We start from the raw sequence: 14086 nt of genomic DNA on the forward strand, positions 1-14086 counted from the left end.
TCGACGGATGGACATGCGATATGCCGGATTCGGTACTCCAGAACTACATCGACGGCCAGTTCGTCGATTCTTTGTCCCTGAAATCCTCCGAGCCCGTCGACCTGATCAGTCCGGTCGACGAATCGTTGGTGGGCCGCGCCCCGGTGTCCAATGCCGACGACGTGAATGCGGCGGTGGCCGCCGCCGAACGTGCCTTCATCTCCTGGGGTAAGTCCACACCGAGCTTGCGGCAGCAGGCGCTGCTCAAACTCGCCGACGCCATTGAGGCGCATATCGACGAGATCGTCGAGGCTCAGTGCCGCAACACCGGGCAGCCGAAAGCGGTCATCGCCGCCGAAGAGGTGACCGTGAGCGCCGACCAGCTCCGGTTCTTCGCCGGTGCGGCACGACTCGTCGAGGGCAAATCTGCCGGCGAGTACATGGAGGGATTCACCTCCTACGTTCGGCGCGAGCCCATTGGCGTCGTCGGGCAGGTGACCCCGTGGAATTACCCGTTCATGATGGCGATCTGGAAGATCGGCCCCGCGCTGGCGGCCGGGAACACCATCGTCCTCAAGCCCAGCGACACCACCCCGGAAAGCACACTGGTGCTGGCCCGTCTGACGAAGGGCATCCTGCCCGACGGCGTCTTCAACGTCGTACTGGGCACCGCTACCACCGGCTCCGAATTGGTGAGTCACCCTGCCATTGGCCTGGTGTCGATCACCGGGTCGGTGCGGGCCGGCATCGCCGTCGCCGCTTCGGCGGCCGAGCAGCTCAAGCGCAGCCACCTCGAACTCGGCGGTAAGGCACCGGTTGTGGTGTTCGGTGACGTCGATATCGACAAGGCGGCCACCGGGATTGCGCAGGCCGCCTTCTTCAACGCCGGCCAGGACTGCACGGCTGCCACCCGGGTGATCGTGCACCAGTCGATTCATGACGACTTCGTGAACGCCCTCAACTCCGCGGCGCAGACGTTGCGGCCGGGCCTGCCCGATGACCCCGACAGCTTCTACGGGCCGATGAACAACATCAACCACTTCACCGCGGTCACCAAAAAACTCGACAATCTACCCGCGCACGCGACGATCGTGACCGGAGGAAAGCGCTGGGGCGACAAGGGTTACTTCATCGAGCCCACCATCGTCACCGGTGTCCGGCAGGACGACTCGATAGTCCAGGAGGAGACCTTTGGGCCCATCTTGACGGTCCAATCCTTTGACGACGCAGACGAGGCCGTCCGCCTGGCCAATGGCGTGCGCTACGCGCTGGCCTCCAGTGTATGGACCAAGGACCATGAGACCGCCGAAAAGTTTACTCGCGAACTCGATTTCGGCTGTGTCTGGGTGAACTGTCATATCCCATTAGTCGCCGAGATGCCACACGGCGGGTTCAAATACTCCGGGTACGGCAAGGACCTGTCGGCCTACGGCGTGGAGGACTACACCCGCATCAAGCATGTGATGAGCGCACACTAGACATGGCAGCCGACACGTTCCACCCTCTCGATCCCCTGACCGCGGACGAATTCACCGCGACAGTCAAACTTCTGGCGCAAACGCACGGCGTCGGGAACGACTGGCGGTACACCTCCATCGAGCTGTCCGAGCCTTCGAAGGCCGAGATCGCCCGATTCGACAACAACGGCACACGCCCCGAGCGTCGCGCACTCGCCACGTGTCTGGACACCCAACGAAACGCCACCTATAAGGCGGTCGTCTCGCTGACCGCCGGCGAGGTGCAATCCTGGGATCACATTGCCGGCGTGCAACCCAACTTCACGGTTGACGAGTGGGAAGAGGCCGATGCCGCCCTGAGGCGCCATCCGGAAGTGATCGCCGCCCTGGCCGCACGCGGTATCGCGGACATGGACCTGGTGTTCATGGATACCTGGACCTATGGCGATGCGGTCATGCCCGAGAAGTACAAGGGCAGACGCCTCGGGTGGTCGGACACCTGGGTGCGTTCCACCGAAGGCGCCAATCCATACGCGGGCCCCGTCAACGGATTCCACTGCGTCATCGACATGAACAGCATGGAACTGCTGGAGATCGAGGACACGTTCACCGTCCCACGGCCCGAGATGATGGGCGAATACGTACCCCGGCACGTACCGGAACGCCTGCGCCGGCAGAGCACCCGGGAGTCGCTGCAACCACTGCATATCACCCAGCCCGACGACACCTCCTTCACCATCGAAGGCAACAAACTCCAGTGGCAGAACTGGTCATTGCGGGTCGGCTTCAACTACCGCGAGGGCATGACACTGCATGCGGTGACATACAACGACAACGGCCGGGTGCGATCGGTGGCCCACCGCATGTCCTTCGCCGAGATGATGGTGCCCTACCGGGACCACTGCGAAGATCACTACCGAAGAACAGCTTTCGATATCGGCGAGTGGGGCATCGGCTTCATGACCACCTCACTGGAACTTGGTTGCGACTGCCTCGGCGAAATTCGCTATCTCGATGCCGTGCTACACAACAGCAAGGGCGAGCCGTACACCATCAAGAACGCGATCTGCATTCACGAAGAGGACAATGCGGTCCTGTGGAAGCACGTCGATCACGACCACGGCGCCGAGGTGCGCCGGATGCGCCGGCTCACCGTGTCCTTCCACGTCACCGTCGCCAACTACGAGTACCTCACGTACTGGCGGTTCTATCAGGACGGAAACATCGAATGTGAGGTCCGTGCAACGGGAATCATGGTGGTGAGCAACTTCGCCGAGGGCGCCGCACACCCACACGGAACCCTGGTCGACAACCGGACCTATGCGCCGTACCACCAACACTTCCTTGTCGCGAGACTGGACCTGGACGTCGATGGCACTGAGAACACCGTGTACGCCACCGAAACCGAGATCGAGCCCGTCGGCCCCCACAACCCGTACGGGCTGTCTCTGCGGCAGCGCAACACCCCGTTGCGCAGCGAATCGGAAGGTAAGCAGGACTTCTGCTGGCAGACTCAGCGCGCCTGGAAGGTCGTCAACGACAACACCCGCAACGGCATCGGCACCGCCCCGGCCTACAAGTTGGTACCCGGTGCGGCCATCCCGGCCATGTTCGATCCGTCCTCACCGGTACTGGCACGCTGCCGCGCCATTGAACACACCCTCTGGGTGACCCCCAATTCACCCGAGGAACGCTGGCCTGCAGGAGAATTCGTTACGCAGAGCAAGGAAGACCACGGCCTGCCCGCCTGGACTGAGGGCAACCGCTCCATCGAAAACACCGATGTGGTGCTCTGGTACGTGTTCGGCATCCACCACATCACCCGCCCCGAAGACTGGCCGATCATGCCCGTCGACACCGTGAACTTCTGGCTCAAACCGGTCGGGTTCTTCGACCGCAACCCCTCGCTCGACGTCGCACCCACCCCGCCGAAGAGCTGTCACACATCCGGACACCAGGAGGATTAGCCATGAACGCCGCCGCCAAGAGGATTGCCGTTGCATACCTGGCCACTCCGGGCGGCGATGACGCTCTAGCGGTGGGAACACAGATCGCGCGCTCACTGGGTGCGCACCTCGATCTGTGCATGGTGCTCCCCCAGGACCGCCCGATCCTGGCGCCGCTCCCCCAGAAGGAGCGTCAGGACATATTGTCCGAGAATGCCACTCATTGGCTGAAACATGCCGAGGCCACCATTCCGGACGACCTCACGGTCCAGACGCATATCGGCTTCCACGAGTCGATTGCCGAGGGACTCATCGCGCAGTGCGAGGACCTGGGGGCCGAGGCGGTCGTGGTGGGTGGTTCCGGCGGCGGCCTGGTCGGCAGCCTGTCGCTGGGATCGGTGGTCAACGAGCTCGTGCACTCCTCTCCCATACCTCTGGTGATCTCGCCACGAGGTGCGCGCTATCAGAAGAACCTCCGTGTCCGCGAAGTCACCTGCGCCATGGGAACCCGGCCGGGCGCACGAGTGCTGCTGGACACGGCATTACGAGCCTGCCAGCGCGCCGGCACACCGCTGCGCCTGGTCTCGCTGGTGTCGATCGACCCGATCCCCGGGGGTGACGACGATCAGTCGGCGCGAGAACGCGCCACCATTCATGCACAGCAGTCCCTTGAAACCGCCAAACTGGTGCTGCCACCAGAGTTCCCGGTTACGTCCATCGTCGCCGAGGGGCCCACCGTCGAGGCCGCCGTGAACAAGCTCGACTGGCACGAGGGCGACATCATCATGGTCGGTTCAAGCCGCCTAGCGCAGCCACGGCGGCTCTTCCTCGGCTCGACGGCCGCGAAGATGCTCCGCGTGCTGCAGGTCCCGATGGTCGTGATTCCCAAAGAAGAAGGGGGCGATAGTGACTGAGGACGTCGCTCACGCCGAGCTAGAGCATGCCGAGCGGTCCGAGGGACTTGTCTCAAAGGGCTTGGCGGCCGGACGTATCGGCACCTTTACCGGCGCCATCCTCGGGATCTCCACGGTGGCACCGGGATACACACTCACGGCCAGCATCGGCCTGATCGTGGCCGCGGTCGGCCTCAAGATGCCGGCCATCCTGATCGCGGGTTTCATCCCGATGTTCCTCACCGCATACGCGTACCGCGAGCTCAACTCGCGCGCACCCGACTGCGGCGCCTCCTTCACCTGGTCTACCAAGGCATTTGGCCCGTACATCGGCTGGATGTGCGGCTGGGGCATGGTAATCGCCACCATCATCGTCTTGTCCAACCTGGCATCCATCGGTGTGCAGTACGGGTATCAGTTTCTCGGCGCCATCTTCCACAATCAGACACTCGGCGAGCTCGCCAACAACAAGGCCGTCAACATCATCTCGACCGTCGCGCTGCTGGCCATCGCCACCTACATTTCCAGCCGGGGCATCACCACGAGCGAAAAGGTGCAGTACGTACTCGTCGGCTTCCAGATGATCGTGCTGGTGATCTTCGCCGTCGTCGCCATCACGAAGGCGCCGGGTGCGGCCGGCCATCTCGACTTCGATCTGGACTGGTTCAATCCGCTGACGGGATTGACCCTGAGCGCCTTTGTCATTGGGCTCATCGGCTCGATCTTCGCGTTCTGGGGTTGGGATACCTGTCTGACACTCGGCGAGGAATGCAAGGACCCGACAAAGGTGCCCGGCCGTGCCGGCCTGCTGTGTGTGCTGTCGATCTTGCTGACCTACCTGCTGGTTGCGGTCGCGGTGATGATGTTCGCCGGTGTCGGCGACACCGATCTGGGGCTGGCCAATGAGGAGAACAGGGACAATGTCTTTGGCTCCCTTGCTAACCCGGTACTGGGCAGCTGGTTCGGCCCGCTGCTGCTCTTGGCGATATTCGCCTCCGCGGTGGCGAGCCTGCAGACCACCTCCTTGCCGGCGGCACGCACCATGCTCGCCATGGGCACCTACGGTGCCTTTCCGAAACGGTTCGCTAGCGTGAGTCCGCGATTCCTCACGCCGACCTTCAGCACCGTGGTGGCCGGCGCGGTGACGGCCGTGTTCTACACCGTTGTCAGCCTGCTGTCCGATCGCACCCTGCTGGATACCATTGCGGCACTGGGCATCATGATCTGCTGGTACTACGGCATCACTGCTTTTGCCTGCGTCTGGTACTTCCGTTCGGAGCTGTTCCAGAATGCCCACAACGTGGTGTACAAGTTTCTCTTTCCACTGCTGGGCGGGCTCATGCTGGCCGCGGTGTTCGTCATCTCCGTGCGCGAAAGCATGGATCCGGAGAAGACGGGCAGCGGCGCCTCGATCGGCGGCATCGGCCTGGTGTTCTATCTGGGCTTCGGCATTCTGGCGTTCGGGGCGGTGCTCATGGTGATCATGCGCGTCAAGAGCCCGGACTTCTTCCTCGGGCGCACCCTGACTCGCGACACCGTACCGCTCGTGGAATAGCAGCCATGTGCTCCGCACGCAGGGAGGACGTACGCCAAAACGGCGTACCCATCGGCCTTCGGTGGACAAACCGTCCATTCACACAAACACACCGCAGCGGCAGACTGAGATCGCCGGATCGACGACAGGAAGCGCTATGACCGACATCGCCTATCGCCTCGCCCAGAAGCGCAATATCGTGACGCCCCTGCCCGGACCTCGGTCCAACGCCTTGGCCGAGCGCCGCCGCGCCGCGGTATCCGCGGGCGTCGGATCCACCGCCCCGGTCTACGCCGTGGATGCCGATGGCGGGGTGATCGTCGATGCCGACGGCAACTCCTTCATCGACCTCGGGTCGGGTATCGCGGTCACCACCGTCGGCGCCTCACATCCCGCGGTGGCCGCGGCCATCGCCGACCAGGCAGCCCATTTCACCCACACCTGTTTCATGGTGACGCCCTATGAAGGGTACGTACGGGTCGCCGAGCTCCTCAACGCCCTGACACCCGGCGATCACGAGAAGCGCACCGCACTGTTCAACTCCGGCGCCGAGGCCGTGGAAAACGCCATCAAGGTCGCGCGGCTTGCCACCGGTCGCCCGGCGGTCGTCGCCTTCGACAACGGCTATCACGGCCGCACCAACCTGACGATGACACTGACCGCCAAGGCTATGCCCTACAAGTCGCAGTTCGGGCCCTTCGCGCCCGAGATTTACCGGATGCCGACCTCCTATCCCCTGCGTGACGAGCCGGGTCTGTCCGGCGAGGCCGCCGCACGGCGCGCGATCTCTCTCATCGAAACCCAGATCGGTGCGCAATCGCTGGCCGCGATCATCATCGAGCCCGTCCAGGGCGAGGGTGGATTCATCGTGCCCGCGCCCGGATTCCTGTCCACGCTGACAGCCTGGGCCCGGGACAACGGCGTCGTCTTCATCGCCGACGAGGTGCAGACCGGATTCGCACGCACGGGTGCCTGGTTCGCCTCCGAGCACGAGGGCATCGTCCCCGACATCATCACCATGGCTAAGGGCATCGCCGGAGGCATGCCCTTGTCCGCCGTCACCGGTCGCGCGGATCTCATGGACGCCGTGTACACCGGCGGCCTGGGCGGAACCTACGGTGGCAACCCGGTGACCTGCGCGGCCGCCATCGCCTCGCTGGGTGCCATGCGCGAGCTCGACCTACCGGCCCGGGCCCGGGCCATCGAGACCTCGGTGGTGTCTCGCCTACAGACGCTGGCGCGCACCGTCGACGTCATCGGTGAAGTACGCGGCCGCGGCGCCATGCTGGCCATCGAGATCGTCAAACCCGGCACTCTCGAACCCGATGCGGCCCTCACCAAAGCCATTGCCGCCGAGGCGCTCTCCCAAGGTGTTCTGATCCTCACCTGCGGGACCTTCGGCAACGTGATCCGCTTGCTCCCCCCGCTGGTCATCGGGGACGATCTATTGGACGAGGGCATCACCGTCCTCACCGACATCATTCGTGAGAAGGCGAGCCACCAGTGACTGACCACTCAGCCCTGATCGATGCCATCCCCACCGATCTGTGGATCGGCGGCAAGCAGGTCCCGTCATCGACCGGCGCCCGGTTCCCTGTGCACAACCCGGCCACCGGTGCCGTGCTGACCACCGTCGCCGACGCCGCGACGGCCGACGGTGCCACGGCGCTCGATGAGGCTGTGGCCGTGCAGCAGTCCTGGGCAGCGACAGCACCCCGTGAACGAGCCGAAATCCTCCGGCGGTCCTGGGAATTGGTGATGGAGCGGCGTGATGATTTCGCGCTGGCGATGACCCTGGAAATGGGCAAGCCGCTGGCGGAGAGCCAGGGCGAGGTCGCCTATGGCGGAGAGTTTCTGCGCTGGTTCTCCGAAGAAGCAGTGCGCATCAACGGCCGGTACACCTCATCGCCGACGGGCACCGGCCGGATCCTGGTGACCAAGCAGCCCATCGGCCCGGCGCTGGCCATCACTCCCTGGAACTTCCCGCTGGCCATGGGCACCCGCAAGATTGGCCCGGCGTTCGCCGCCGGATGCACCATGATCGTCAAACCCGCTGCCGAGACACCCCTCACCATGCTGCTGCTGGGACAGGTGTTCGCCGACGCTGGGCTGCCGCCGGGCGTGCTGTCGATACTCCCGACCACCAGCGCCTCGGGCCTCACTGGCCCGTTGATCGATGATCCGAGGCTGCGCAAGCTGACCTTCACCGGCTCCACCGCAGTGGGCAAGGTACTGCTATCCCAGTGCGCCACAAGGGTATTGCGCTCCTCGATGGAGCTGGGCGGAAACGCACCGTTTGTGGTGTTCGACGACGCCGACGTCGACGCCGCGGTCGACGGCGCGATGGCGGCCAAGATGCGCAATATCGGCGAGGCATGCACCGCGGCCAACCGCTTTCACGTCGACAACGCGGTACGCGCTGAATTCACCGAGAAGCTCACCGCCCGTATGGGTGCGCTCACCATCGGCCCCGGCGACGAAAGCGGCGTACAGGTGGGTCCGCTCATCACCGCCAAACAGCGCGCCTCGGTCGACGAGTTGGTGCAGGACGCCCTCAGCAAGGGAGCCGTCGTCACCACCGGAGGTGCCATCGCCGACGGCGAGGGCTACTTCTACCCGCCGACCGTGCTCACCGATGTGCCTTCGAACGCGAGGATTCTCCGCGAAGAGGTGTTTGGTCCTGTTGCCGCGATCACCGGGTTCGACGGCGAGGACGCGGGAGTCGCGGCCGCCAACGACACCGAGTACGGGCTCGCCGCGTACGTGTACACCACCAACCTGGATCGCGCGCTACGCGTTTCGGAGTCTGTCGAGTCGGGAATGATCGGCGTCAACCGCGGTGTGATCTCCGATGTGGCCGCGCCGTTCGGCGGGATCAAGGAATCGGGCATCGGGCGCGAAGCCGGCAGTGAGGGCATCGAGGAATACCTCGAAACGAAATACGTAGCACTGCCATAGATCAGGCGGCGAACAATTCCAGTCGTCGCGGCTCCTCGATACCGGAGTAGTGACTGGCATCGCCGCTGAGGATCTGGCTTCGCCGGCCGTAGATGCCGACCGGCACATCCCCTGCCAACGTGACGCGATGTAACTCGCGCTGCTGCTCTCCGAAGTCGGCGATTCCGTAATGCTGGGTGGCCCGGTTGTCCCAGATGGCCACATCACCTAACCGCCAGTTCCACCGGAAGGTGTTCTCCAGTTTCGCGATACGCGACTGCAGCAGCTGGAAAAGCGCCGCGAACTCGGCACCGTGCAGGTCTTGGAAACTCTTGACGAACTGCCCAAGCAGCAGGCTGCGCTCACCGGTCTCCGGGTGCACCCGCACCACCGGATGCAATGTTTCGTGCAGAGAGCTGGTGAACTCGTTGTAGTACGCCGCGCGGCGTTCGGCGCTCACGCCACCCGATGCGCCGGCGCCCACGTAGTCGTACAGATTGGTATGTGTGGCCCACAGGTCGTCGGCGAGTGCACGCAACGGTGTGGGCAGCTGCTCGTACGCGGCGACCGTCGACGCCCACGTGGTGGCGCCACCGTAGGACGGCAACGTCACCGGGCGCAGCACCGACGCCTTCGGGACGCGGTCGACGAAGGTGACGTCGGTATGCCAGCCGTTGGCCGCCCCTTCGAGGTTCAGCAGCTCGCTGCCGTGCGAGGTCACCGTGGGGTGCAGCGTCGGCTCCCCGAGTAGACCGGCGCACGCGTACTGCTGCGCGTCATCCAGATGATGCTGCCCGGTGAATACCAGCACCTTATGGACGGCCAGCGCGAAGCGGATTGCCTCGGCCCGTTCGGCCGGCACATCGGCGCCGAGTTGTACACCGTCGACCCGGGCACCAATATGCTCGCCGAGCTTTTCGACGGTGATTCCGGCGTCACGATAGATACGTCGTGTGTGGTCGTCACTCATTCCCGCATCACAAGAACCGCGGCGCGGTAAGCCCAGGGATAGAGCCAAGTCGATTCGAAAGGGCCGCCGTCGGCGACGGCAGATATGGTCGAACGGTGATCGCGTACGACGAGGAACTGCGGGACCGGATTCGCGAGCACCTGGCGGGTCACGAACGCAGGACCGTCGAGGACCCGGAGAAACGCCGCGCTGCGGTGGCCGTGGTGCTGGTCGACTCGGATCTGGGTGAAGACCGCATCGACCCGGCACCGGTGGACGAGTGGATAGGCGGCCGGGAAATACCCGAGCAGGGGTTAGACGGCCGGATGGTCGATGTCTCGGGCGGCGCGGCATTCCTTTTGTGCCGCAGAACCTCCCGGCTCAACTCCCATGCCGCGCAATGGGCGCTGCCCGGCGGACGATTAGATCCGGGCGAGGACGCGGTGCAGGCCGCGCTGCGTGAGCTGGATGAGGAACTGGGCGTCGCACTGCCGGATTCGACGGTACTCGGCCTGCTCGACGACTATCCGACACGTTCGGGATACGTGATTACCCCGGTGGTGGTGTGGGGTGGCGGACGTCTGGAAATGCGTCCCTCGCCCGACGAGGTGGTGGCTGCCTACCGGGTGGGATTGCATCAGCTGCAACGCGAGGATTCACCGCGCTACGTCACGATTCCCGAGAGCCCGCGCCCCGTAGTGCAGATCCCGCTGGGCAATGACCTCATCCATGCCCCGACCGGGGCCGTCTTGCTCCAGGTGCGATGGCTCTGTTTGGAGGGCCGCGATGACCGCGTCGACGAGCTGGAGCAGCCGGTCTTCGCCTGGCGATAGGTCTCAGCAGGCTCTAGGACACGTCGGCGCTTGCCAACAACGTCGGCGCCCCGTAGGGCGCGCTCTGTTCGGCCACCCAGCCCGGGTCTAGATACACCGAATTGGATGCGATGACATTGCCATCGCGCAGGATCTCGCCGAGGTAGTTGCCACCCTGGTCGCTGAATATGCTCACCTGCGCCTCACGAGCCGTCATCGATATGTCATGCGTCCAGGGCACGAAGGGGTCGAGCCAGGTGTACTTGACCGCCTTCTCGCCCTTGCCTGTGCGGTAGGAGATGACCACTTGGCGGTTACTCCCCGGATCCTGTGCGGTCACCCGATAGGTCATTTTCACCCCGGGGTCGGCCTGCGCTACCGCGGCGGATGGCAATCCAAGAACGGCGCTCGACGCCAGAGCCACCAGCAACGCGAGAATTCTCCTCATGTGCTGGGATGCTAGCTGGACCTAACGCTCCTGTGGAGAGTGTCGCCGAACTTTGCGCTCCGGCACCCCATTGGGCCCAGTGGTGGACAGTGCATAGGTGCCGACCGCAAAGGCCACAGCCGAGCCATTGATCCCCAGCGCCACCTTGCCGACGTTCGCGAGATTGTCCTTCGGGCCGTGATAATTGGGGTCGAACGGTTGGCCCGCGCGGCCCTGCCACATCTTGGCTTCCGGGCCGCTCATTCTCTCCAGCGCACCCGAGCTGATGCCGCCGACAGGGATGCCCGCGGCCAGGAACGGTCCGTAATCGGATCTGCCGTTGAACTCCTCGGCCGCCGGCCGCTTGCCGGCCAGGTTGAGATATCCAGCGAAGGTCCGTTCGATGCCCGCGGATCCCTCGGGTACGTCCAAGGGCGGCCGATTCGGATCCGGTTTAGCGGCCGACTGGTCACCGTCCAGCACGAAGTACCCGGCATTGGGCGACCCGAGCATGTCGAAGTTCAGATACAGCGCGATATCGTTGAGCTCTTCGGCGCTGCGGCCCTTGGCATACTCGATCGACCCGGCCAGCCCATCTTCCTCGGCGGTCCAGAACGCGAACCTGACGGCGTTGTTCACCACCGGCTTGGGCCCCAGCTGCAGCGCGGTCTCCAAGACCGCGGCCACACCGGTTCCGTTGTCGTTGATCCCCGGCCCCTTGGCCACACTGTCCAGATGCGCCCCGGCGACCACCACATTTGTCGGATCACCTGTTGCTGTCTGGGCAATAATGTTGCGTGAGCGCACCTTCGCGATGCTCATATCCAGCACCAGGGTTATCGGCGACGAATTGCGGCGCAGCAGCGTGTCGACTCCCGAGTCGATGATTCCGACCGGAATAGACAGCTGCTCATAGTAATTCGGGGTGAACAGACCCTCGCCGGCGCCCGCCTGCATCGTCACCAGCACCGCCGCCGCGCCCTTCTCCTTGGCGACGTTGTGCTTGTCGACCACCGAGCACCCCGCACCGTCGACCACCGCGATCTGACCGTCCAACTTGAGAGTGCCGTAATCCGCCGCGGCACAACCGGTGGCCTTGCCCGAAGGGCGGATGATGTTGGCCTTGAGCCCATCCTTAGGGGTCTGAGCGAAATAGGAAGCCTGATCCACCGCGTAGGGGCGTCCGCCGATATCGACGAGCGGCTTGCCCTCGGTGAGCACCTTGAGCCTGGACAGCTCCGGCGTCTGAACCTCGAACCCGCGATCTTTCAATGCCTTTGTCACGTAGTCGGCGCTGGCGTCGTAGCCCGGCGTTCCCTCGGCACGGTTCCCGCCGTGGGCGTCGGCGGCCCGCTGTAGCTGTTGCAGGTGCGCCAGCATGGCATCCACGGTGACGGTGCGTGCCAGATCCGCCGCCAGGTTGGGGTTGGGCGGCACCGCAGCGGCACCCGGTGTCGGGTGCGCACAGCAGCTCGCTACCGCCGCAATCGCGAGCAGGGCGCAACCGCGCGCTAGCTCCCGGGCGCGAAACAGCGCCATCAAAAGAACCTCAATGAAACCTCTTGGAACCCCAGTGGACTTGTGCGAATCGAGCAATCGCACACGCTACCGCACCAACGTTGGTTCCCAATGCCTTTCGGGGCGTTGCAACGAACCTGTTACCGCAGTTAGTCCTTCAGCTTGTGACGGGTGCGGTCCTCGTGAACGGGCACCCCATTGCGTCCGTCGATGCTCTGCGCATACAGGCCGATCGTGTAGGCGACTCCGCCCGCGTTGATCTTGAGCGCGTCCTTGTTCACGTTGGCCAGGGTGTCGCCCGCCTGGTGGTAGTTCGGATCGAAGGGCTGGTCCGCCTTGCCGCCCCAGTCCCGCGCCTCTTCGGACGACATCTTGTCCTCGGCGCCGGAGAAGATGCCGCCGGTGGGAATGCCTGCCCTGCTGAATCCGTCGTAGTCCGAACGGCCGTCGTAGTCGGTGTCATGGGCCTTCTTGCCCTGCTCGGCGAGGTACGCGACCTCTGTCCGCTCGATACCGGCCGACCCCTCGGGGATCCGTACCGGAACTTCATTCGCGTCGAGTTCTTCGGACTGGTCGCCGTCATAGGTGAGGTATGCGGCGTTCGGGGACCCGAGCATGTCGTAATTCAGGTACAGGGCAATATCTTTCAGCGCTTCCACGTCAAGTGATTTGACGTAGTCGGTGGAACCGATCAGCCCTTCCTCTTCGGCACCCCAGAACGCGAACCTCACCGCGTTCTTGACGTCCGGGCTCGGCCCCAGCTGCAGCGCGGTCTCCAGAACCGCCGCGGTACCGGTGCCGTTATCGTTGATACCCGGCCCTTCGGGAACGCTGTCGAGGTGAGCACCGGCCATCACGACATCCGTGGTGGCGCCCGTCCTGGTCTGCGCGATCACATTGCGCGCCTTGACGTCCTTGGTCTCCGCATCGACCTTCAGAACAACCTGATCGGGATGTGCCCGCAGATCGGCTCCGGTCGACTTCGTGACGCCCACCACGGGGATCTTCGGTGCGGAGTCCTCACCGAGGGTGCCACCCGACTGGCTCTCGTCGACGTTGTCCGCGACGATCAGGCCCACCGCGCCGCGCTCGGCGGCAGCCTTCTCTTTCTCGGAGAACGGGCACGATCCACGGTCGACCAAGACCACCGCACCCTTGATGTCCAGTCCGTTGTAGTCCTCGACGGTGCAACCCGGCGACTCTTCCGCCCGCGCCGCGACCAATCGTCCCTGCACCTGACCGCCCGGCGAGTACGAGAGCACCGCCGCGTCAACCTTCTTGGGGCCGACCGTCAGCTCAAGGGATTTGGCCTGAAAGTACTTGAAGCTGAACTCGGGTGTCTGTACGTCGAACCCCTTGTCCTTCAGCGCCTTTACTACATAATCGACACTTTGATCGAAGCCGGGAGTACCCGCTGCCCGGGTGTTCTTGTTCTTGTCGGCGATCTCTTGAAGCGCCGAGAGATGCTTCACGACATTGTCGACGGTCACCTTCTCGTGCAGGGAGTGCGCGAAGCTGACCGCCTCCTGCGATCCCGCCTGGGGCGCCGAGCGGGGCGTCTCGCCGCCGTCGCGATCGCATGCCGTCACAGTCGCCAATGCGCACGCCGCGGACACCGCGACCGCGTACACAAC

At 64.3% G+C, this 14086-nt stretch carries 10 protein-coding genes and 1 pseudogene; 7 read left to right on the forward strand and 4 right to left on the reverse strand.

Annotation, left to right across the window (positions count from 1 at the left end; genetic code table 11):
- Nucleotides 1-20 precede the first annotated feature (20 nt).
- The 6 genes from B4383_RS07510 (at nt 21) to B4383_RS07535 (ending at nt 8767) form a co-directional block, all read left to right on the forward strand.
- Nucleotides 21-1457, forward strand: a complete 1437-nt coding sequence (locus B4383_RS07510) for a gamma-aminobutyraldehyde dehydrogenase (RefSeq protein WP_078290213.1) — start codon at nt 21-23, stop codon at nt 1455-1457.
- Between the two features lie 2 nt (nt 1458-1459).
- On the forward strand, nt 1460-3403 hold the full coding sequence (locus B4383_RS07515) for a primary-amine oxidase (RefSeq protein WP_078290212.1): 1944 nt from the start codon (nt 1460-1462) through the stop codon (nt 3401-3403).
- 2 nt (nt 3404-3405) lie between these two features.
- Nucleotides 3406-4296, forward strand: a complete 891-nt coding sequence (locus tag B4383_RS07520; protein WP_078290211.1) for a universal stress protein — start codon at nt 3406-3408, stop codon at nt 4294-4296.
- The gene (locus B4383_RS07525) at nt 4289-5830 is read left to right on the forward strand and encodes an APC family permease (RefSeq protein ID WP_078290210.1); all 1542 of its coding nucleotides are present in this window, start codon (nt 4289-4291) and stop codon (nt 5828-5830) included. The genes B4383_RS07520 and B4383_RS07525 overlap by 8 nt, the downstream gene beginning before the upstream one ends.
- A gap of 136 nt (nt 5831-5966) precedes the next feature.
- A complete protein-coding gene (gene gabT / locus B4383_RS07530; protein WP_078290209.1) occupies nt 5967-7316 on the forward strand; it encodes a 4-aminobutyrate--2-oxoglutarate transaminase in 1350 nt (449 codons plus the stop codon).
- Nucleotides 7313-8767, forward strand: coding sequence for an NAD-dependent succinate-semialdehyde dehydrogenase (locus B4383_RS07535; protein WP_078290208.1), 1455 nt, complete (start codon nt 7313-7315; stop codon nt 8765-8767). Before gabT ends, B4383_RS07535 begins: the two co-directional genes overlap by 4 nt.
- A gap of 1 nt (nt 8768) precedes the next feature.
- On the opposite strand, the gene B4383_RS07540 is transcribed toward B4383_RS07535, so the two are convergent.
- On the reverse strand, nt 8769-9716 hold the full coding sequence (locus B4383_RS07540; RefSeq protein ID WP_078290207.1) for a TauD/TfdA family dioxygenase: 948 nt from the start codon (nt 9714-9716) through the stop codon (nt 8769-8771).
- Between the two features lie 95 nt (nt 9717-9811).
- On the opposite strand from B4383_RS07540, the gene B4383_RS07545 reads away from it, so the two are divergent.
- Nucleotides 9812-10528 (forward strand): CoA pyrophosphatase, encoded by a 717-nt coding sequence (locus B4383_RS07545; RefSeq protein WP_078290206.1) that lies wholly within the window; start codon nt 9812-9814, stop codon nt 10526-10528.
- Nucleotides 10529-10541: 13 nt separating this feature from the next.
- Here the strand turns inward: B4383_RS07545 and B4383_RS07550 are convergent, their stop codons facing one another.
- The 3 genes and pseudogenes from B4383_RS07550 to B4383_RS07560 form a co-directional block, all read right to left on the reverse strand.
- Nucleotides 10542-10937 carry a hypothetical protein gene (locus tag B4383_RS07550; protein ID WP_078290267.1) on the reverse strand — a complete coding sequence of 132 codons (396 nt, stop codon included), beginning with the start codon at nt 10935-10937 and terminating at the stop codon, nt 10542-10544.
- Nucleotides 10938-10976: 39 nt separating this feature from the next.
- Nucleotides 10977-12473, reverse strand: a complete 1497-nt coding sequence (locus B4383_RS07555; RefSeq protein WP_078290205.1) for a M28 family metallopeptidase — start codon at nt 12471-12473, stop codon at nt 10977-10979.
- A 128-nt stretch (nt 12474-12601) separates the two neighbouring features.
- Nucleotides 12602-13966, reverse strand: a pseudogene (locus tag B4383_RS07560) (M28 family metallopeptidase); the annotation flags it as partial.
- Between the last annotated feature and the right edge of the window lie 120 nt (nt 13967-14086).

This window comes from Mycobacterium sp. D16R24 (assembly GCF_002013385.1).
Taxonomy (GTDB): Bacteria; Actinomycetota; Actinomycetes; order Mycobacteriales; family Mycobacteriaceae; genus Mycobacterium.

What these genes read in the sequence shown, in the direction of transcription:
- gabT (WP_078290209.1), top strand. Translation starts at nt 5,967, where the DNA reads ATGACCGACATCGCCTATCGCCTCGCCCAGAAGCGCAATATCGTGACG.
- B4383_RS07555 (WP_078290205.1), bottom strand. Translation starts at nt 12,473, where the DNA reads ATGGCGCTGTTTCGCGCCCGGGAGCTAGCGCGCGGTTGCGCCCTGCTC.
- B4383_RS07515 (WP_078290212.1), top strand. Translation starts at nt 1,460, where the DNA reads ATGGCAGCCGACACGTTCCACCCTCTCGATCCCCTGACCGCGGACGAA.
- B4383_RS07520 (WP_078290211.1), top strand. Translation starts at nt 3,406, where the DNA reads ATGAACGCCGCCGCCAAGAGGATTGCCGTTGCATACCTGGCCACTCCG.
- B4383_RS07540 (WP_078290207.1), bottom strand. Translation starts at nt 9,716, where the DNA reads ATGAGTGACGACCACACACGACGTATCTATCGTGACGCCGGAATCACC.
- B4383_RS07510 (WP_078290213.1), top strand. Translation starts at nt 21, where the DNA reads ATGCCGGATTCGGTACTCCAGAACTACATCGACGGCCAGTTCGTCGAT.